Source organism: Leucobacter sp. HNU (assembly GCF_047946755.1).
Lineage (GTDB): Bacteria > Actinomycetota > Actinomycetes > Actinomycetales > Microbacteriaceae > Leucobacter.
In genome coordinates, this window is record NZ_CP178837.1 from 1903881 (window position 1) to 1923876 (window position 19996).

Sequence of the window (19996 nt, forward strand, 5' to 3'; positions counted from 1 at the left end):
CCGAGCACGTCCGCTAGACTGGCCGGAGAGGCCATGCCGATCCCAGCTATCGGCGGGCCCCACGTCGCTGAATTTCAGAGCTCGCGCATCGCGAATGCGCCAGGGCCGACCGACTCTTCCGCGGCGAACGGATGCGCGAACCCGCGCACTCGCCGACTCGGCCACGCCCAGCGACTCGATCCGACCACGGATCCTGCGGACGCGCGCCGGACCGACACGAAAGCAGCACTCGCTCACGTGACCACCGACCAGACCACCCCCTCGTTCGTCGATCTCGGCGTGCCCGAGCCCATCGCGCACGCGCTCGACAAGAACGGCAAGACCACCCCCTTCCCCATCCAGCGCGACACGCTCCCCGACACGCTCGCGGGACGCGACGTGCTCGGTCGCGGCCGCACGGGATCGGGCAAGACCATCGCGTTCGGCATCCCGCTCGTCGCGAACCTCGCCGACGACGCCGCCAAGAAGCGCAAGCCGAGCCGGCCCCGCGCCATCGTGCTCGCCCCCACCCGCGAGCTCGTCACCCAGATCGCGGAGACCGTCAAGATGCTCGCCGATCCCGTCGGCGTGAAGGTCACCACGATCTTCGGCGGGATCCCCCAGCGCCGGCAGGAGGCCGCGCTGGAGGCCGGCGTCGACATCGTCGTCGCCGCGCCCGGCCGCCTCGACGACCTCATGAAGCAGGGGCTCGTCGATCTCGGCGGCGTCGAGATCACGGTGCTCGACGAGGCCGACCACATGGCCGACATGGGCTTCCTGCCCGTCGTCACGCGGATCCTCAACAAGACTCCCCAGCAGGGGCAGCGCCTGCTCTTCAGCGCGACCCTCGACAACGGGGTCGACAACATCGTGAAGAAGTACCTGCACGATCCGATCCTGCACTCCGTCGACGCGGCGGAGTCCCCCGTGCCCCAGCTCACGCACCACGTGTTCGAGGTCGCCGGCAAGGACCAGAAGGAGGCCCTCATCGAGGCCCTCGCCTCCGGCACCGCACGGCGCATCTTCTTCACGCGGATGAAGCACCAGGCGAAGAAGCTCGCGAAGCAGCTCACCGCGCGCGGCATCCCCGCCGTGGAGCTGCAGGGCAACCTGTCGCAGAACGCCCGCGACCGCAACCTCGCCGAGTTCGTGAGCGGCGCGGCCAAGGTGCTCGTCGCGACCGACGTCGCGGCGCGCGGCGTGCACGTCGACGGCGTCGAGCTCGTCGTCCACGTCGATCCGCCCGTCGAGCACAAGGCGTACCTGCACCGTTCCGGCCGCACCGCGCGCGCCGGAAACGAGGGCGACGTCGTCACCCTCGTGCTGCCCGAGCAGCGGGGCGAGATGCGTCAGATCATGCGCGCCGCCAAGATCCGGGTCACCCCGAAGCCGGTGAACCCGATGGCGTCGAACATCGATCCCGAGGTGCTGTCGCTCATCGGCGAGGTCGCCCCGCGCATCGACCCGAAGGAGACCGAGCGTCGCCGGGCCGCGGCGCAGGCCGAGCAGCAGCGCGCGGCGGGCCACGCACCGGCGGGCGAGGGCAAGTCCCAGGGCGCCAACGCGAAGCGCAAGCGCTCGCGCGGCGGTCGCGGACGCGGCACCGGTGCCGAAGGCGGGGCGAACCCGGCCAGCACCGGCGGCAGCGGCGGCACCGGCGGCAGCGCACGCGGCGGATCCGCGGAAGGCGGTTCGCGCCGTCGCGGCGGCCGCGGTCGCGGCGGGTCGGGTTCGTCGAACGGCGGCGGCTCGGGCGCATCGCGCCAGGGCGGCTCCGCCGCGGTCTACTCGACGAGCACCGGTGGCGGTTCGACCCCCGCGCCCCGCCAGCGCCAGCAGGGCTCGCGCCGCGCGCAGCGGCCCAGCGGGCTGTAGCGCTCGCTCCATCGTCATCCTGCGCGAGCGTGGGAGTCGCGTGATCCTGCGGCTCCTCCGCCGCGCAGGATGACGATTCGGGCTCGCCCTACACCGGTTCCCCGTCGACGTAGCGCCAGCGTTCCGGCGCAGTCGCGTCGAGCCCGTCGCGGTCGCGGAGGAACCGGCTGCGTTCGCGCTGCTCGAAACGCCCGTCGGGGGTGCGCCCGATCGCGGTGAAGACGACGAATCCCTCGCGATCGAAGGGACCGCCGCGCTCCGTCGACTCGACGAGCAGGCGGCGCCACTCCACATCGGGGTCCAGTTCGAGCGACCGCGGCTGGGTGCTCGGGTGCCAGGACGCGAGCAGATATGCGTCCAACCCGAGTGCGAACGCGCTGTATCGGGATCGCATCAGGCGCTCCGCAGTCGGCGCGGGCGCCCCCGCGTGGAGCGGCCCGCAGCACTCGAGGTACCGAGGACCCCGCCCGCAGGGGCAGCTGCCGTCGTTGGCCTCGCTCACAGTTCGCCGCGCAGGGCGCGCTGCATGGTGTCGAGCCGGACGACGCCGAGCTCGAGCGCATCGCGATGGAAGTCGCGAATGTCGAACTCGCGGCCGGCGCCCCGCTCGCGCTCCGCGTACTCGTCGCGTTGCTCCTCCCAGATGCGCTGTCCGATCTTGTAGGAGGGAGCCTGGCCGGCCCAGCCGAGATAGCGGTTCACCTCGAACCTCACGAATCCGTCGTTCATGTTGACGTTCTCGCCCATGAATTCGAAGGCGTAGTCCGCGGTCCAGGTCCCGTGCCCGTCGGGCCGCTGCTTGCCGAGGTGCACCCCGATGTCGAGCACCACGCGAGCGGCACGCATGCGCTGACCGTCGAGCATGCCGAAGCGATCGGCGGGATCGTCGAGATATCCGAGCTGTTCCATGAGACGCTCGGCGTACAGGGCCCACCCCTCGGCGTGCCCGGAGGTACCGGCGAGCTGACGGCGCCAGCCGTTCAGCGAGACGGCGGTTCACGACCGCCTGCGCGATCTGCAGGTGATGGCCGGGAACGCCCTCGTGGTAGACCGTGGTGAGCTCGCGCCAGGTGTCGAACTCGGTGACGCCCTCGGGAACCGACCACCACATGCGGCCGGGACGCGAGAGATCGTCGCTGGGCCCCGTGTAGTAGATGCCGCCCTCCTGGGTGGGCGCAATGCGGCACTCGAGCGTTCGGATCTCGGCCGGGATGTCGAAGTGGGTCGCGCCGAGCTCGGCGACGGCGCGGTCGCTGGTCTCCTGCATCCACTGCTGCAGGGCTTCGGTGCCGTGGAGCTTGCGTGAGGGGTCGGCGTCGAGCTTCGCGATGGCATCGGCGACGATTCCCGGCCGCACCGCACCGCCGACGATCTCGGCGGCGATGCGCTCCTGCTCGTCGCGCATGCGGGCGAGCTCCTCGATGCCCCACTCGTAGGTCTCGTCGAGGTCGACCGAGGCCCCGACGAAGCGCTCGGAGGCGAGCGCATAGCGTTCGCGTCCGAATCCGTCGGCCTCCGACGCACGCGGCGCGAGATCGCGCTCCAGTGCGTCGGCGAGGTCGGCGTACGCCCGGCCGGCGAGCGACGCCGCCGCGGAGAGGTCTGCGGTGAGCGAGGCGGGGACGGCGGCGCCCGCCGCGGCACCCCGCGCGGCGATCGCCTGGAAGAATCCCTCTGCGGCCCCCTCGTCGCCCGCTGTGCGGCGCAGCTGCGCCGCGACCTCGAGCACCTGCCGGCGCGCCGGCACGAGCCCGCGCTGCGCACCGAGTTCCAGGGATTCGCGATACCCGGCAAGCGCGGCGGGAACCGCGCGCATGCGCTCGGCGAGATCGGCCCAGTCGGACTCGCTCTCGCTCGGCATCAGGTCGAAGCTGTCGCGCACCTGCTGCGGAGGCGACTCGATCACGTTGAGATCGCGCAGGGCTTCGCCCGCCTCGTGCTGCGCGAGCGAGAGACGCAGTTCGGAAGCCAGGTCGGCGCGGGTCACCGCATCGACCGCGTCGACGGCGGCTTCGGCCTCCACCGCGGCGAGGACGCTGCGCTGGGCCTCGGCGACCGCTTCCGCTCCCGCGGGCGAGAAGTCGGGCAGCGAGCGGTTCGATTCGGCCCGCCCGAGATAGGTACCGGTGAGGGGTCGAGCTCGACGACGGTGTCGACCCAGCCCTCGGCGATGCGGTCGATCTCGGTCTGCGGACGGTCCGGGCGCGGGGCGATCTGATCAGTGGTCATGTCGACGATGCTAACGATCGGCACCGACTTCCGCGCCGCGGGATCGCCGTGCGGCGGCCGCTTCCTGCGGCCGCCGTCGCGCCGGTTCGCGGGAAACGCCCAGGAGCGGCAGAATAGAGGGGTCCGCGGCGGCAGCCGCACCGATCCTGCGAGGAGACCGAAGTGAAGATCCGTACCCGTATCGCAGCCGCGGTGACCACCGCGCTCATGTCCGTGTTCGTCGCGGTCCCGGCGTTCGCCCACGGCGACGAGGCGCACGACAACTTCTCCCACGCGGGCGAGCCGCTGCAGGTCGTCCCGATCCTCATCGTCGGCGTCGTGCTGCTCGCGATCGTCCTCATCACCTCGACCCTGGTCGGCAACCTCTTCGAGAAGCCGAAGCGATGACCATCGCGGATCGCCTCGCCGCCCTCGATCACCGCACGCTCGCGCTCGACGTGCGCGAGGCGATCCTCACCATCACGATCGCACGGCCGGAGGTGCTGAACGCGCTCTCCCCGAGGTGATCGAAGAGCTGCGCGAAGTCGTCGGCGTCCTCCGCGACGAGCTCGGCTCCGGTGCGGATCCCGACTGGTCGATCCGCGGCGTCGTCATCACCGGTGCCGGGCCGAAGGCCTTCGTCGCGGGCGCCGACATCGCGCAGATGCGCGAGATGAGCGCCGAGCAGGCCGACGCCTACACCGCCGACGCGCAAGAGCTCACGAGCTGGCTCGAGACGCTGCCCGTGCCCGTGGTCGCCGCCGTCAACGGCTTCGCACTGGGCGGCGGGTGCGAGCTCGCGATGGCCTGCGACGTGATCCTCGCGTCCGAGAACGCGGCCTTCGGACAGCCCGAGGTCGCACTCGGCCTCATCCCCGGTTTCGGCGGCTGCGTCCGCCTGCAGCAGTACGTCGGGATCGCCGCCGCGCGCGAGCTCATCCTGACCGGTCGCCGCATCTCCGCCTCCGAGGCGGAACGCCTCGGCCTGGTGTCCCGCGTGCTCGAGGACCAGGATGCGCTGCTCGCGGCCGCCCGCGAGATCATCGCGCTCGCGGCCCGGCAGTCTCCGACCGCCGTCGCCGCCGCCAAGCGCACCGTCCGGGCTGCGCAGGCGCACCCGACCGATGCCGGGCTCGCGATCGAGCGCGAGGCCTTCGTTGCCCGCTTCGGCACGCCCGACATGCGTGAGGGAACCGCCGCGTTCGTCGAGAAGCGCCGACCCGAGTTCACCGGAGCCTAGTCCGCGACGATTTCCGCATCGCGCGCGTTCAGGCACACGACGTGGCCATCGGCGTCGCGCACCACCGCCATGCGCTCGCCCCAGGGTTGCGTGATCGGGGCATCGATCACCGTACCGCCGGCCGCCTCCCAGCGCGCGACCGTCCCCTCCAGGTCGTCGATCGCGAAGGCGACGGCGACTGCGGCCTCGGAGGCCGCAGCGGGGCGCTCGTGCAGCATCAGCTCCGTGCCGTCGTCGGCACGCAGCCAGGCCAGCTCACCGGAGCGACCCGTGAGCCCGAGCCCGAGCACTCCGCGATAGAGCACGAGGGCGGCATCGATGCTCGACACCGAGATGATCAGGCGATGCAGGCCGACAGACATGCCTCCACGGTCGCAAGATCGCCCGCGCAAGTCAACCGCACCGGCGAGGGCGGCGCGATCCGCCCGGATCGCGCCGCCCTCGCCGCCTCCGGGCCCGTGCGTGGCGGACCCGGAGGCATGGATCAGGACTGGGCCGCGGTCAGCGGATCCCGCACCACTCGGAAGCTGCGGACCTCCGGGTCGGCGGCGCCGCGCACGTATCCGGTGGGCGAGGTCGCGACGGCCTGCAGGAACGCGACGGTCTCGGGCGTGATCTCCTCGCCCGGCATGAGGTTCGGGATCCCGGGCGGATAGGCGGCGAGGGTGTCGGCCGACACGCGACCGATCGCCTCCTCCGCCGCGACCAGTTCGCTCTCGCCGAAGAACGCGGCGCGGGGCAGCATGCGCAGCGTGCCGGCCTCGGGCAGCGGCGGGAACGCCTCGACCGTCGCGGTCTCGCCCGCGGCGCGCAGCGCCTCGGCCTCTCGCGCAACCGCATCGAGCGAACGCATGAGCCGATCGACGTCGAGCCCGGCACGCGCACCGATCACGGCGACGATCACCGTGGCAGTCGACATCTCGAAGTAGACCCCGTGATCGTCGATGAGCCGGTTGCGCACCCAGTGCCCGCTCTGGCCCAGCAGCGACACGTCGATCGGGACGCGCAGCGGATCGATGGCCACGATATCGGCGAAGTCGCCGAAGTCGTCGCTGACCACCGAGAAGCGGTCATCGGCGCGCAGGCGCGCACGGAAGTCCTCGGATGCCTCGATCGCGCGGGTGATCTCGGCGTGGCCCTGGACCAGCGCGTGGCGCGAGGCATCGAGCGATCCCATGAGGAGGGCGCTCGCCGACGTCGACGAGGTCATCGTGTAGGCCCGGGCGACGAGCGGTTCGAGCCGCTCAGCGAACTCGGTGTCGCCCAGGTGCAGCATGGCCGACTGCGTGAAGGAACCCGCGAGCTTGTGCGTGCTCGAGATCACGAGGTCCGCACCGAGGCGGGCCGGCGAATCCGGCAGGTCCTCGTGGAAGCCGAAGTGGGCGCCCCAGGCGCCGTCGACGATGAGCGCAGCGCCCGCAGCGTGCGCGACGCGTGCCAGACCCGCGACGTCGGCGGTCGATCCGAAGTAGCTCGGCGAGACGACGTAGACGCTCGACACCTCGCGGCCGGCCTCGGACTCCTCGCGCAGCGCCGTCTCGAGCGCTTCGGGGGTGAGGCCGTGCGCGATGCCGTTCTCGTGGTCCACGTTGGGCGCGACGAACGACGGGATCAGGCCGCCGAGCAGCACCCCGTCGCTGAAGCTGGAGTGCGAGCTGCGCTGCACGAGCACCCGCTCCCCGAGCCCGCGAACCGCGAGCGCAGCGGTGCGGTTCGCCTGCGACGCGCCGTTGGTCATGAACCAGGTCGTCTTGGCGCCCCACGCCTCTGCGGCCAGCGCACGGGCCTGGTCCAGCGGGGATCCCGGTCCGAGGTCGATGCCGTCGAGCATCAGGGGAACGTCGAGTTCCACGGTGCGCGCTCCGAAGACCTCGGAGAGGTGCGCACCGCCGGCGACGGGATCGCACCCGTGGCCCGGCACCATGACGTGCAGCGGGTCGGCGTCGGCGTGCTGCTGCACGGCCTCGACGTAGGGGGCGTGCTGCTGCCGCTCGAGCCGTGCGATGGCACGGATCGGATGCTCGGTCGCACCGGTCTCGACGCGGGCGGCGGAGGAGGGTGCGGGAGTGATGTCGTCGTTGCGCAGCATCCCTCAACTCTGCTCCTGCGCCGACCGCGGTGGAACCCCGGATTCCATTCAGTCGAACCATATACACTCTGGAGCAAAGATGGGGATCTCCTCCGTCAGCGTCCAAGGAATGCGGGGCACGCATGATCGACCTCCGGCAGTTGCAGGCCCTGGCCGCGGTCGCGGCGGAGGGCTCCGTCTCGCGGGCGGCCGTGCGGCTCGGGTGGAGCCAGCCGACCGTCGACTACCACCTCCGCAACCTCGACAACCTCGTCGGTACGGCACTCACCTCGCGGAGCACGCGCGGCAGCAGCCTCACCGCAGCCGGATCGCTCATGCTCGAGCGCGGGTCCGAGATCCTCGCCCTCTCGGACCGTGCGCTGACCGACGTGCGAGAACTCGCCCAGCTGGGGCGAACGCGGTTGCGCTTCGGCACGTTCCCGACCGCGGCAGCGCACCTGCTGCCGGGGATCGCGGCCCGGCTGACCGAACTCGGCATCGACCTCGACGCGGTGCTCACCGAGGTGGCCCCGCTCGTGGAGCAGGTGAACCAGAACACCATCGATGCCGCACTGGTCTATACGGCGAGCGGCTACGGTCTGCCGTTCCGCTCCGAAGTCCACACCACCCGCATCCTCCGGGATCCGCTGCTGCTGGCGGTGCCCGAGCACCACCCGGCCGCGCAGCGCGAGAGCATCGACCTGCCCACGCTGCGCTCGTTGCACGAGGAGGCCTGGGTGTTCGGTGCGACTCCGGGAGACACGATCGACGACATCGTGCGGGATCTCTTCACGGCCGACGGGCACACCGCCGAGGTGGCGTTGCGCACCGACGACTACACCGTCGTGCTCGGCATGGTGGCCGCGGGGCTCGGCGTCGGTCTCGTACCGAAGCTGGCGGCTGCGCATCCGCCGGCCGGGGTCGCCCTCCGGCCGCTCGACGATCCGCGCTTCGCGCGGGAGATCCTGCTGGCGGCGAAGGGACCGGCGAGCGGACCTCCCCCAGCGGTGCGCCAGCTCGCCGAGGCGCTGCGCCGCACGGTCGAATCGCTGGCGTAGCCCGCGGTTCACGGCCCCGAAGGGCCCGGCCCGTGCCCTGAGCGGAGACGGCCGGACCGCCGGGGTGGCGGGGTGGCGGGCGCTCAGCCGGATCCGAGCACTCAGCCGGACGGATTCGAGCCCCTCGATCCGGCTGAGCGTTCGGATCCGGCTGAGTGAACGGCGCTGCCGCACGAGCGCCCCGCGCAGGCGGCGCAGACGCTCGCGCGACCCGCAGACGCGCGGAACCCCGCCGGGCAGAGCCGACGGGGTTCCGAGTTGGTGCGGCAGCGCCGCGGATCAGTGCCCGGCCGGGGCCCGGTGCGCCTGCGGCGCCGGGTCCCGCACGAACAACGCCACGACGATGCCGAGCGTCGCGACGGCTCCCCCGACCAGGAACGCGATGTGCGTGCCCGATGCGAGCGCCGCCGGGCCGACCGACGTCGGCGATTCCGCGTGAGCGACCGACACCAGGGTCATGATCGTCACGAAGAGCGCGGTACCCGCCGCGCCGGCCACCTGCTGCACGGTGCCGATCATGGCGCTGCCGTAGGAGGCGAGCTCGTGCGGCAAGGACCCCAGCGAGACCGTGAAGAGCGGCGTGAACGTTGCGGCGAGGCCGACGCTCATGACCACGTGGGTCAGGATGACGAACCACAGCGGCGTTCCCACCCCGAAGAGCGCCATGCCCCACAGCCCGATCGCGGTGATGACCGTGCCCGGGATGAGCACGGGGCGGGCGCCGCGACGATCGACGAGCCGCCCGACGAGCGGGCCGAGCAGACCCATGACGAGCCCGCCGGGCAACAGGGAGAGGCCGGCCTCGAATACCGAGAGGCCGAGCACCCGCTGTACGAAGATGGGCAGCAGGATCAGGCTGCCGAACAGCGCGAGCGAGGCGCAGGCGAACAGCAGGACCGAGAACGCGAACGGCCGCGAGCGGAAGGTACGCAGGTCGAGCAGCGCACGCTCCTCCTGCTGCAGGCGCAGCTGGCGACGCACGAACCACAGGAGCGAGACGGCGCCGACGACGACCGGGATCCACGGTGGCACCGAGGAGCCGCCGTTCGCCAGCTCGCCCACGGCGCTGAGGCCGTAGACGAGTCCACCGAAGCCGAGGAGCGAGAGCAGCACCGAGAGCGCGTCGATGGGCGCCTTCCGGGGTTCGCCCACGTTCGGCATGCGGAGCGCCCCGATGACGAGCGCCGCGAGCGAGATGGGCAGCACGAGGAGGAACAGCCAGCGCCATGCGAAGTGTTCGAGGATGACACCCGAGATGGTCGGCCCGAGGGCGGGCGCGACCGAGATGACGATCGAGATGCGCCCCATGAGCCGGCCACGGCTCGCCTCGGGCACCACGGTGATGACGGTGGTCATGAGGAGCGGCATCATGATCGCGGTGCCGCAGGCCTGCACGACGCGGCCCACCAGCAGCAGCTCGAATCCGGGCGCTGCGGCGGCGATGGCCGTGCCAACGGTGAAGAACCCCATCGCCGCGATGAACAGCGTGCGCGTGCGGATCCGCTGGATCAGCATGCCCGTGATGGGAATGACCACGCTCATGGTCAGGAGGAAGGCGGTGGTGAGCCACTGCCCGGCTGAGGCGCTGATCTGCAGCGCGTCCATGAGGCGCGGCAGGGCCACGCCCATGATGGTCTCGTTCAGGATGACGACGAAGGCGGACCCGAGCAGCACCCAGACGGCGAGCTGCTCGCGCGGCCCGAAGGGGGTGGGGTCGTGCGCGGAAGAAGGAGCTGAAACGGATTCAGCGGTCGAATTGGGCAGGGCGGATTCAGGGCGCGAAGCGGCGTCCACAGTTACATCGCTTTCAGATAGGTCGGAGACGAGAGTTCACTCGGTCCTCCGAGGGAGTCGTTCTATGCTAACGGGAGGCACCGACATCGACGGAGGAACTCCGCCGTCGGCAGCGCCGGTGCGAGGGCGCATCCGCACGGGGTGCGCGGCGAAGGGAGCGAACGTGACCGAATCCGCAGGCAACAGCACCCGCCCGGGCAACGTCCCCGCCCTCGAGCGCGCGACCAGCATTCCCTGGGAGGAGTGGGTCGCGCTCTTCGAGTCAGCGGACGCGAAGACGCTCGGCCACGCCGAGATCGCGCGGATCGCGCGGGAGAAGATCCCCGCGTCCGTCGAGAACCCCGACTGGTGGGCCCAGGGCGCCGCCATCGCATTCGAGCAGTACACGGGCCTCAGGGTTCCCGGACAATCCTCGACCGGCTCCTTCCGGGTGAGCGCCAGCCGCACGGTCGAGCTGGATCGCGATGCGGCGATCGAGTCCTGGGCCGGGGTCGTCGCGGGGCTCGATCATCATCTCGGGCATCTCACCACCGGGCGCCGCCGCTCCCGCACCGAGAAACGCACCTTCTGGCGCGCGAATCTCGAGGGATCAGGGGTCGTCGAGGTCTCCGCCGTCGCGAAGGACGAGGGACGGTCGGTCGTCGCGGTCGAGCACAACGGTCTGCCCGACGCCGACAGCATCGAGGCCTGGCGCGCGCACTGGAAGGACCTGCTGGCGCAGATCTGAGGATCCGCGCCGACGGCGAGACTCCCGAACGGCTCAGGCGAAGGGCTCGCGGAGCCGCGCGAGGAAGTCCCGGGTCTCCTCGCGCTGGGGCGACTCGAAGATCTGCTCCGGCGGACCGGACTCGATGATCCGGCCGTCCTTCAGGTAGACCACGCGATCGGCCACGCGCCGCGCGGACGACATCTCGTGCGTCGCCATGACGATCGTGGATCCCCCGGCTTTGAGCTCGCGCACGAGGTCGAGCACCTCGCCGACGAGCTGCGGGTCGAGGGCGCTCGTGATCTCGTCGAGCAGGAGCAGCTCGGGATCGGTGGCCAGAGCCCGGGCGATGGCGACACGCTGCTGCTGCCCGCCCGAAAGCCGATCCGGGAACTCCCTCGCCTTTTCGGCGAGGCCGATGCGCTCGAGCAGCCCGAGTCCGACGCGCTCGGCCTCGGCGCGCGGAACCCCGAAGACCTGGCGCGCGGCGAGGGTCACGTTGTCGAGCACGTTCATGTGCGGGAACAGGTTGTAGTGCTGGAACACGACGCCGATGCGGGCGCGGACGCGGTCCGCGTCCACTCGCGGGTCGGTGATGTCCTCGTCGCCCAGGAAGATGCGGCCGTCGTCGACCTGCTCCAGCAGGTTGATCGTCTTGAGCAGAGTCGACTTTCCCGATCCCGAGGCGCCGATGAGCACGATGACCTCGTGCGCTTCCACCTCGAGGTCGATCCCCCGCAGCACGGGGTGCTCGCCGAAGCGTTTGACGACGCTCTCGACTCGCAGCACCGGGGTCGCTCGCTCCGCGCTCATACCACGCCTCCGATCTGCTCGCGCTTCTGCGCTCTCGCCGAAATCCAGTCGGTGAGGCGGATGAACGGCCAGGCCAGGATCACGAACAGCAGGCCGGCGACGACGTACGGCGTGAAGTTCGCGGCCGAGGCGACCTCGATCTGGGCCGCACGGATCGCGTCCACCGCGCCCAGCACCGAGATCAGGCCGACGTCCTTCATGAGCGATACGAAGTCGTTCATGAGCGCGGGCGTGACCTTGCGCACCGCCTGAGGCAGCACGACGAGGCGCAGGGTCTTGCCGTGGCTGAGACCCAGCGAGCGGGCGGCGAGGCGCTGCGAGGGTGCACGGCGTCCATGCCCGCACGGAGCACTTCCGCGACGTAGGCGGAGTAGCAGAGCACCAGCGCGATCGTGCCCCACACCTGCACGGGGACGCGGCCGGTGAGCCCGAGTCCGGGCACTCCGAAGCCGATCAGATAGAGGACCAGCAGCACGGGGATGCCGCGGAACAGGTCGGTGTAGCCGGCAGCGAGGAGCCGCAGTGGCGTGAACACCGCGCCGCGCAGGGTACGCGCGATCGCGACGAGCGTGCTCAGGACCGCGACGCCGATCGCCGCGAAGAAGAGCACCTGGATGTTGAGCCAGAGTCCGGCGAGCACCTTCGGGAACACCGCGACCGCGGTCGCGGGATCGAAGAACGACTCGCGAACGCGATCCCACCCCGGGCTCGTGACGAGCACGGCGACCAGGGCGGCGAGGAACACCAGGGTGCTCACGACGCTGATCAGGGCCGAACGGCGTCCGCGGGCGGTGCGGTAGGCGCGGCGCTCCAGCTCGATCGAGCTCACCTCGGTGGTGCTCACCGGCTCACCCCACTCATTTCTGCATTCTTCGTCGGGACCCGGTCCGCGGGAGCGCGCACCGGAGGGCGTCCGAGGACGCCGGGAAGGGACACCGGCGGGCTTCGCGGCCCGCCCGGCGGATCACTTGAGGACCGGGGCGCCCTGGTCGGCGATCCACTCGGCGGCGAGCTTGTCGAGCTCGCCATCCTTGCGGAGCGCATCGACGGCATCGCTGACCTGCTTCGTGAGCTTCGATCCCTTCGGCAGCGCGAAGGCGAACTCGTCGCCGCCGGCCGCGCCCGAAGGCAGCTGCCCGACGATCACGCCGCCCTCGAGCTGCGCGTCGCGCACGTAGAACGCGCCGGGCAGGTCGGTCACCATCGCGTCGATCTGGCCGGTCTTGAGCGCCTGCACGGTGTCGTCGACCGAGTTGAAGACCTTGAGCTCCTGTTGGGGAGCGATCTCCTGCTGCGCGACCTTCAGCGAGGTGGTGCCCGAGGCGACGCCGATCACCGCGCTCTTGAGGTCGGCGATGCTCTTCGCCTTCGCGGCGTCGGTCTTGCCCGCCGCGACCACGGCCTGAGTCGTCGTGTAGTACGGCGACGAGAAGTCGACGGCCTTCTTGCGTTCCTCGCTCACGGAGAACTGCTGGATGTTCAGGTCGAAGTCCTTGGGGCCCGGGGCGATGGCCGCGTCGAAGCTGGTGCGGGTCCAGACGACGTCCTTCTTGTCGTACCCCATCTTCTCGGCCACGGCGTAGGCCACAGCGGCTTCGAAGCCCTTGCCGCTCTGCGGCTTGTTGTCGATGACCCAGGGCGCGTAGGCCGGCTCGCCCGTGGCGATGGTCAGCTTGCCAGGGGTGACCGTCTCACCGGCGTCGGCGCCACCGGCGCACGCGGTCAGGCCGAGCACGATCGCGGCCGAAGCGGCGACGACGGCGGAGATACGGGAGAAGCGCGACGGGCGGTTCATGGGGCTCCTTCGAGGGGTCCTGGCGGGATCGAGACAGACTCGACCAGCGAACATTCTATTCGTCGCGTGCGTCCGGCTGGGCACCCCGCGTCACGGAAGGTCACACGCACGGCGCTGAGCCGCGGTGCCGGGCGTCCGATCACGCCGCGGCGTAGCGTTCCTCGCCGGCGACGATGGTGCGCGCGCAGCGGCCCGCGCCGTCTTCGACGAGCTGCGCGAGCGCGGCGTCGGGGTCTCGCGCGTCGACGTCGAACAGCGCGAGGTCCGCGATCGCCCCCACGCCGAGCTGGCCGATGCGGCGCTTGCCGACGTGCAGCCCCAGCGCGGTCGCGCCTCCGAGGGTGACGGCGGAGAAGAGGCGCTGGTGCAGGTCCCGCTCCGCATAGCCCTGCTGCCGGGCGACCCGGTAGAGCAGGGCGACGTCGGCCAGCGGGTCGAGCGAGGGCGAGGAGGAGAGCGAGTCGGTGCCGACCGCGACGGCATTGCCCTCGCGCAGGTAGTCCGCGACGGGGGGCATGTCGAGACCGATGATCTCGTTCGAGCGCGGGCAGAGCGCGACGCTCGTGCCACGGGCCCGCAGCAGCGCGCGGTCGGCGGCGCTCACGTACACGCCGTGCGCGATGTGGCAGTCGGGGCCGAGCACACCGAGGTGGTCGACGAACTGTGTCGAGGAGACGCCGATACCGCGGGAGCGCAGCGCGCGGAAGCTGTCGGCACCGAGCTCTGGCCAGGCTTCGTGCCCCGGTGCGCCCGTGCCGCGCTCGCGCTCCATGTGCGCCTCGGCGAGGTGGATGTGCAGGCGCAGACCCTCCTCGCGCACGAGATCGGGCAGTTCGAGCAGCGGCTGCACGTCGAGCGAGTAGGGGGCGTGCGGCGAGACGCCCGCCCCGGGCGGCGTCGGGATCCGGCGGATCCGCTCGAGCACCTCGTCCCGGGCCTCCGGCGTCCAATCCTCGTTGCTGGCGCCGTAGACCTCCCAGTAGGCGATGCCGTGCATGCCGGCATCGTGGAGCGCCGAGAGCGCCGGCTCGTCGGTGACGACGTCGGCGGCGGCGGTCACCCCGGCGGCGAGCGACATGCGCGCGCCGTCCGCCGCGGCACCGGCCCAGTCGTGGTCGCCGGCCTCGTAGGCGACGTCGAAGGCGTCGCCCCAGTCGTCGAATCCGGTGTAGTGGCGCTCGGCCACCTCCGTCATGTGGGTGTATTGCAAGTGCGTGTGCGCGTTGACGAGGCCCGGGGCGATCGCGCCGTCCCAGTGCTCCTCGCGGAAGGCCGCACCGCGTTCGGCGAGCGCCTCGAGCACCCAGCGGCGGTCGCCCACGTGCAGGATCCGGCCGTCGCGCACTGCGACGGCGCCGTCGCGGATGCGGGGGCTGGTCACGGGCAGCACCAGGTCAGCGCTGTGGACGACGATCTCGGGGGCGGCAGTCACGGTGTCGAGTGTATGGCCTGCGGCGGGGTCCTCCCGACTCAGCCGGCCGAGCGGTAGCGGTGCACCCGCCACGGCTGGGCGGCACCGCCCGGGCGCGCGCCGATGGGCGCGGGATCCGCGCCGTCCCCGCGCGCCGCGAGCGCTGCAGCGGCGACCCTGAGCTCGTCGCCGGTATCGATCGCGTGCACGCCCGGTTCGAGCTCGGAGCCGGCGAGGCGGTCGAGCGCCGCGAGCTGCGTCGCGAACGAGAGGTCCATGACCTCGATGGGGTTGCCCTCCCCCGCCGTGTAGTTCACGCCGCCGCCACCGGCGAGGACCAGGATCCCCGGGCCCGAAGGCCCGCCACCGGGCCCGCACCACTCGACGACGCCCGGCGCGAGTTCCCGCTCCGTCCATCCTGCCGCGCGAAGCTCGTCGAGCCCGAGCTCGTCGTCGATGCCGCCGGCGACGGCGACGGCGGTGCCGGCTCGCAGGGCCGCGAGCGCGGCCCCGTCGAGCGTGTGCCAGACGCCGGTCGCGCTGATCACCACGTCGGCGGTCGCGCAGGCCTCGGCGAGCGGAGCGGCCTCGAACCCGTCGTGCACCGCCGAGAGCGCGCGCACGGCGTCGCGCTCGACCACGGTGACCCGTGCGCCCAGGGCCGCCGCGAAGCGCGCGACGCCTTCGCCGACCGGCCCGTAGCCGACGACGGTCCAGGAGGTGCCTGCGATCGGGACGAGGGGACGCTCGAGCGCGGGCGGTGCCCCGTCTTCCGGGTCGAGCAGGTCCGCCACGGCGAGCACGCAGGACTGCCCCGTGCCGACCCGGTTGTCGAAATCGGTCTTGGTACGCGCGTCGTTCACCGCGATCACGGGCAGGCGCAGTTCGCCGGCAGCCGCCATCTCGTGCAAGGGGCGCACGCCGCTCGTGGTCTCCTCGCTGGCCCCGCGAATCACCGAGAGCGCCCGGGGTCGTTCCGAATGGGCGAGCCGGATCAGGTGGGATCCATCGTCGACGAGCAGCTGCGGCCGCCAGTCGAGCACTCCTGCGGCGTGCCCCGAATCCACCGCGGCGGCCTCGGACGCCGCCACCGGCACCTGCGGGGCGAACACCCGGACCCCGCTCGCGGCGAGGGCGCCGGCCACCGACGGATCGGTCTCGCTCACGGCGCTGAACACGGCGACCTCGGCGCCCGCTCGCTGCAGCGCCAGTGCGAGCGCGCTGGTCTTGGGCTCGAGCACCAGGCTCACGGCGACCCGGGTCCCGGCAAGACTGCGGCTCTCGGCGAGTTCCGCGGCGAGCGCCGCGGTGACGGGCATGCCGAGCGCCGCCCAGGCGATGCGCGCGTCGGCGTCGGTCTCGGGCGCCAGGCCGGTGCGCGCGGCCAAGGCCGCAGCGCCTTCGGGCCCGTGGACCGCGAGGATATCGCGCCGCAGGGGCTCGGCCCGCCACTCCGCTCCCAGTGCCGCGCGCACCGACTCGGTCAGGTCGCGGCCGGCATCTCCGCCGCTCCCGGCCTGATCCTGCGGAACGGGGATCAGGGTGACCGGCAGCCCGGTCACCGCGCCGGCGGTCCCCGCGAGTGCCCGGATCGTGTCGGCGATGGCCGTTCCGTCCCCGTCGACGAAGACGAAGTCGGGTCGTCCCGGTCCGTCGCCGGCGCGGGAGCCCGCCACGGGGCCGACACGCACCCCCATGCGCGTCAGTACGCGTTCGAGCGCCGCCGCGCGGACGGGGTCGTCGACCCGGATCTCGGCCCGGCCTCCGGCGAGCAAGCGGTTGCCCGCCCGTGCGGCGAGCCGCACCGCTCGCTCGACGCTCTGCGCGAGTTCGTGTTCCGCGCGCACGGTTCGAACGCGATCCGTCACTGCTGCTCCTTCGCTGTACCGTCGCCCGGCGCCGGCGTGCTCGACTTCTTCTGCTGCTGCTTCTGCTGCTCGGACCGTAGCTGGGCGCACGCGATCTGCGGGTCGCCCGTCAGCCCGAGTGCGGCGCGGGCGCGGGCATCGCTCGCCGCCGCCGCACCCGGATCCCACCGGTATTCGATCGCCGCGGTCGCGTCGAGCTTCGCCACACGAGCGGCCTGGGCGGCATCGGCGGCGAGGAGTCCCGCACTTCCGCGATGGCGGGGGCGGCGGCCTTCGGCCAGACGATCCCTGCGGAGCCGAGCTGCTCCGCGGCCCGGGCGCTCTCCGTACCGACCACGCCGATGGCGCTGCTGAACGGCTTCGGGTCGACCTGGGTGGCCGCCGAACCGCGAGCGGCCACGAGCCGAAGCCGATCGAGTTCGACGTCGGCACGATCCCACGCATCGTTCACGGGGCAGACCGCGCTGAGGTACTGGGTTCCGGCCTCCGAGGCGGTGAGCTTCTTCGGTTCGGGCTCGGCGCGCCCGCACCCCGAGAGCACCAGCAGGACCGCGCCTGCGGCGGCAACCGCAGCCACCGCGGAAATTCGAGGGTGCACGGCTTTCATCGCGCCCTCGCCGGGGTGTCTCCGTTCGCCCCGTAGGACCCGTCAGCCGGCTCGATGATGAGGTGCGCGAGAGCGCCGCCGAGCGCCGTGGCGAGCCCGAAGACCGCGAACAGCAGCGCCGGCCCCCAGGACGCGTTGCCCGACCACCCGAGGGAGGCCTGGGCGAGCAGCGGCAGGAAGCCGCCGACGACGGCCGCGAGGTTGTAGCCGAGGCTCACTCCCGAATAGCGGAGCTCTGACGGGAAGAGCATGGTGAGCGCCGGGCCCGCGACCCCGTAGGCCAGGATCACTGCAGCAAGACCGAGGCAGACCGCGAACACGGCCGCGACCGGCTGCCGGGAGTCGACGAGCCAGAACACGGGGAACGCGACCGTCGCGGTGACGAGTCCGCCCCAGAGCGTCACGCGGCCCGGGCCGAAGCGCTCGGCGAGCCGCCCCGAGAGCACGGTCACGCCGGCCTGCACGACCGCCGCGACGAGCGTCGCGTTGACCATGAGCTGCCGGTCGAGACCGCGCGCGCCCGACCCGAAGTTCACCAGGAAGGTGTTCATGAAGTAGAACCCGCCGACCCCCAGCAGCGACACCAGGATCGCGATCCCGAGCCGCCCCGGGGCCCGGGAGATCACCTGGATCACGGGGACCCGCGCGCGGCGCCCGGAGCCGACGAGCTCGACGAAGGCCGGGGATTCCTCGATCCGGCGGCGGAGCCAGACCGCGACGAGCAACATGGGAACCGCCGCGACGAAAGGGATGCGCCACCCCCAGGCGTCGAAGTCCGTCGCCGGCAGCAGCAGCACGAGCGAGAAGGCTCCGCTCGAGAGCAGGGTCGCGATCGGCGACGACAGCTGCACGAGCGCCGCCAGGCGGTTGCGCAGCCGCGCAGGGGCGTGCTCGACGGCGATGGTCATCGCGCCGCTCCACTCGCCCCCGACCGCGACGCCCTGCACCAGGCGCAGCAGCACGAGCAGCGCGGGCGCCGCGAGGCCGATCGATGCGAAGTCGGGCAGCAGGCCGATGAGCGCGGTCGCGGTGCCGATGAGCACGACGCTGAGGACGAGGGTCGGGCGTCGGCCGATGCGGTCGCCGAGGGTGCCGAACAGGATCGCGCCGAGGGGGCGCGCGACGAAGCCGACCCCGAAGGTCGCGAACGCCGCCAGCGCAGCGGCCTGCGGATCGAGCGTCGTGAAGTAGAGGCGGTTGAACACCAGGGCGGCCGCGAGCCCGAAGAGATAGTAGTCGTACCACTCCATAGCGGTGCCGGCGAGCGCGGCGACCGCGACGCGGCGGGCCTGGGCGGCGGAGAGCTCGGCGGACGGCGGGGTGGGCACCTGAGTGGTGGTCACTGGGCTCCTCGAAGGATGCGACGGCGGACGCAGAACGGCACTGCGCGGGGCGGTGTTCCGGGAGTTCCAGGGTAGCGGGGACCCCCGACACCGGCTCGCGCTCCGCGGCGTACCCTGGTCCCATGGCGAGATATCTCGATGAGGCGTCGGCCGCGGCCGACGGGATCCTGCTCACCCACGAGACCGAGCGGCACCGCTTCCTGCTGACGCGCGACGGCGTGCGGGTCGGCGAGGCGCATTACACGCTGCTCGGCGACGACGCGATCGACTTCGATCACACGGTCGTCGATCCTTCGCTGCGCGGTACCGGCCTCGCGGGTGTGCTCGCGCAGCGGGCGCTGACGGACCCGGTGACGGCCGGCCGACGCATCGAGGCGTCCTGCTGGTTCATCGCCGGCTATCTGCGACGTCATCCTGAGCTCGCGGGCGGCGAGCCGGCGGACGATGCCGGCGGCACCGAGGACTAGTCCCCCTCGTCGTCGCCCTTCTTGGCTCGGCGTTTCTTGAACAGGCCGGCCTTCGGCTCCGCGTGCTCGCGCACGAGCGCCGTCAGGTCCTTCTCGATGAGCTGCTGGATCCGGGAGTCCCTGGCCTCCTGGTACTCCGCACTCGCCCCGCCGCTGTAATAGGGGTGGGTGGCGCGCTCCTTCAGCGAGTCGCCGATCTCCTCCCAGGCTGCGGCTCGGGCTCGCGTGGCGGTCTCTGAGAGGTACTCGGGATCGGCGGCACGGCGGCGCAGCTCGGCCGCGATGTTCTCGTAGACCTCCTGGCGGTGCCGCAGCGTGCGGTTGTCCTCGTTGCCGTACTCGGATTCGCTCCACGCGCTGCGACCGGTGTCGCGGATCTCGCCGCGGACCCGGCTGATGTGCTTCGCGTCGCGCTCGCGCTCGGACGCCAGGTCTTCGGTCGCCTCGCGGACCATGTCGACGACCTTGGACTCGTCGTAGTCCATGTGCTTCTTGAGGGCGTTCATGATGATGTCGTTCTTCACCGTCATGCGGACGGCGACATCGGCCACGAGCAGTCCCTGCTCGACGATCTCCTCGACGGGGGCGAGCACCCGGCGCGGCAGCTTGCGCGGGGCGCGCGAGCCCGGACGCTTGCGCTTCTTCGACCAACCGAACACGCAGCCCCCTTTCCTCAGACGCTCGCAGACCAGTATTCCGCAACGAGGGTGCCTCGCGCATCATGCACCTGTGCATCCGGTGAGTCGCGGGTTGCCACCCCGGAG

At 71.8% G+C, this 19996-nt stretch carries 18 protein-coding genes and 2 pseudogenes; 7 read left to right on the top strand and 13 right to left on the bottom strand.

Annotated features, from left to right (window positions below):
- The first annotated feature begins 237 nt into the window (after positions 1-237).
- Complete coding sequence (locus AB3K78_RS09410; RefSeq protein WP_416442668.1) at positions 238-1854, top strand: DEAD/DEAH box helicase; 1617 nt, start codon at positions 238-240, stop codon at positions 1852-1854.
- An 88-nt stretch (positions 1855-1942) separates the two neighbouring features.
- On the opposite strand, the gene AB3K78_RS09415 is transcribed toward AB3K78_RS09410, so the two are convergent.
- Together AB3K78_RS09415 and AB3K78_RS09420 are read right to left on the bottom strand one after the other, a co-directional pair.
- Positions 1943-2356 carry a YchJ family protein gene (locus AB3K78_RS09415; protein WP_416442670.1) on the bottom strand — a complete coding sequence of 138 codons (414 nt, stop codon included), beginning with the start codon at positions 2354-2356 and terminating at the stop codon, positions 1943-1945.
- Positions 2353-4083, bottom strand: a pseudogene (locus AB3K78_RS09420) (DUF885 domain-containing protein). The gene AB3K78_RS09415 and the pseudogene AB3K78_RS09420 overlap by 4 nt, the downstream one beginning before the upstream one ends.
- Positions 4084-4245: 162 nt before the next feature.
- On the opposite strand from AB3K78_RS09420, the gene AB3K78_RS09425 reads away from it, so the two are divergent.
- The 3 genes from AB3K78_RS09425 to AB3K78_RS09435 are packed head-to-tail and all read left to right on the top strand — an operon-like array spanning position 4246 to position 5302.
- Positions 4246-4470 carry a hypothetical protein gene (locus AB3K78_RS09425; RefSeq protein WP_416442672.1) on the top strand — a complete coding sequence of 75 codons (225 nt, stop codon included), beginning with the start codon at positions 4246-4248 and terminating at the stop codon, positions 4468-4470.
- Positions 4467-4589, top strand: a complete 123-nt coding sequence (locus AB3K78_RS09430) for a hypothetical protein (RefSeq protein WP_416442674.1) — start codon at positions 4467-4469, stop codon at positions 4587-4589. Before AB3K78_RS09425 ends, AB3K78_RS09430 begins: the two co-directional genes overlap by 4 nt.
- Positions 4586-5302, top strand: a complete 717-nt coding sequence (locus tag AB3K78_RS09435) for an enoyl-CoA hydratase/isomerase family protein (protein ID WP_416442676.1) — start codon at positions 4586-4588, stop codon at positions 5300-5302. The genes AB3K78_RS09430 and AB3K78_RS09435 overlap by 4 nt, the downstream gene beginning before the upstream one ends.
- Here AB3K78_RS09435 and AB3K78_RS09440 read toward each other — a convergent pair.
- Positions 5299-5664: a VOC family protein gene (locus tag AB3K78_RS09440; protein WP_416442678.1), complete on the bottom strand. Its 366-nt coding sequence runs from the start codon at positions 5662-5664 to the stop codon at positions 5299-5301. The two genes, AB3K78_RS09435 and AB3K78_RS09440, sit on opposite strands and share 4 nt — an antisense overlap.
- A gap of 122 nt (positions 5665-5786) precedes the next feature.
- Entirely contained in the window at positions 5787-7391 is a 1605-nt protein-coding gene (locus tag AB3K78_RS09445) for an aminotransferase class I/II-fold pyridoxal phosphate-dependent enzyme (RefSeq protein WP_416442680.1), read from the bottom strand.
- Between the two features lie 122 nt (positions 7392-7513).
- On the opposite strand from AB3K78_RS09445, the gene AB3K78_RS09450 reads away from it, so the two are divergent.
- Positions 7514-8428, top strand: a complete 915-nt coding sequence (locus tag AB3K78_RS09450) for a LysR family transcriptional regulator (protein WP_416442682.1) — start codon at positions 7514-7516, stop codon at positions 8426-8428.
- Between the two features lie 279 nt (positions 8429-8707).
- On the opposite strand, the gene AB3K78_RS09455 is transcribed toward AB3K78_RS09450, so the two are convergent.
- Entirely contained in the window at positions 8708-10102 is a 1395-nt protein-coding gene (locus tag AB3K78_RS09455) for an MDR family MFS transporter (RefSeq protein WP_416442685.1), read from the bottom strand.
- A 283-nt stretch (positions 10103-10385) separates the two neighbouring features.
- Between AB3K78_RS09455 and AB3K78_RS09460 the strand changes: the two genes are divergently transcribed.
- Positions 10386-10949: a hypothetical protein gene (locus tag AB3K78_RS09460; RefSeq protein ID WP_416442687.1), complete on the top strand. Its 564-nt coding sequence runs from the start codon at positions 10386-10388 to the stop codon at positions 10947-10949.
- 33 nt (positions 10950-10982) lie between these two features.
- Here AB3K78_RS09460 and AB3K78_RS09465 read toward each other — a convergent pair whose 3' ends face one another.
- From AB3K78_RS09465 to AB3K78_RS09495, 7 genes and pseudogenes are all read right to left on the bottom strand, one after another.
- Positions 10983-11741 carry an amino acid ABC transporter ATP-binding protein gene (locus tag AB3K78_RS09465; protein WP_416442689.1) on the bottom strand — a complete coding sequence of 253 codons (759 nt, stop codon included), beginning with the start codon at positions 11739-11741 and terminating at the stop codon, positions 10983-10985.
- A pseudogene (locus tag AB3K78_RS09470) lies at positions 11738-12585 on the bottom strand (amino acid ABC transporter permease). The gene AB3K78_RS09465 and the pseudogene AB3K78_RS09470 overlap by 4 nt, the downstream one beginning before the upstream one ends.
- A 120-nt stretch (positions 12586-12705) precedes the next feature.
- On the bottom strand, positions 12706-13536 hold the full coding sequence (locus AB3K78_RS09475; RefSeq protein ID WP_416442691.1) for an ABC transporter substrate-binding protein: 831 nt from the start codon (positions 13534-13536) through the stop codon (positions 12706-12708).
- 139 nt (positions 13537-13675) lie between these two features.
- Positions 13676-14968 carry an amidohydrolase family protein gene (locus tag AB3K78_RS09480; RefSeq protein ID WP_416442693.1) on the bottom strand — a complete coding sequence of 431 codons (1293 nt, stop codon included), beginning with the start codon at positions 14966-14968 and terminating at the stop codon, positions 13676-13678.
- 38 nt (positions 14969-15006) lie between these two features.
- A complete protein-coding gene (locus AB3K78_RS09485; RefSeq protein WP_416442695.1) occupies positions 15007-16815 on the bottom strand; it encodes an adenosylhomocysteinase in 1809 nt (602 codons plus the stop codon).
- Positions 16816-16924: 109 nt separating this feature from the next.
- Positions 16925-17392, bottom strand: a complete 468-nt coding sequence (locus AB3K78_RS09490) for a hypothetical protein (RefSeq protein WP_416442697.1) — start codon at positions 17390-17392, stop codon at positions 16925-16927.
- A 26-nt stretch (positions 17393-17418) separates the two neighbouring features.
- On the bottom strand, positions 17419-18765 hold the full coding sequence (locus AB3K78_RS09495; RefSeq protein WP_416442699.1) for an MFS transporter: 1347 nt from the start codon (positions 18763-18765) through the stop codon (positions 17419-17421).
- Positions 18766-18887: 122 nt separating this feature from the next.
- Between AB3K78_RS09495 and AB3K78_RS09500 the strand changes: the two genes are divergently transcribed.
- Positions 18888-19232 (top strand): GNAT family N-acetyltransferase, encoded by a 345-nt coding sequence (locus tag AB3K78_RS09500; RefSeq protein WP_416442701.1) that lies wholly within the window; start codon positions 18888-18890, stop codon positions 19230-19232.
- On the opposite strand, the gene AB3K78_RS09505 is transcribed toward AB3K78_RS09500, so the two are convergent.
- Positions 19229-19891, bottom strand: coding sequence for an asparagine synthase (locus tag AB3K78_RS09505; RefSeq protein ID WP_416442703.1), 663 nt, complete (start codon positions 19889-19891; stop codon positions 19229-19231). The two genes, AB3K78_RS09500 and AB3K78_RS09505, sit on opposite strands and share 4 nt — an antisense overlap.
- Between the last annotated feature and the right edge of the window lie 105 nt (positions 19892-19996).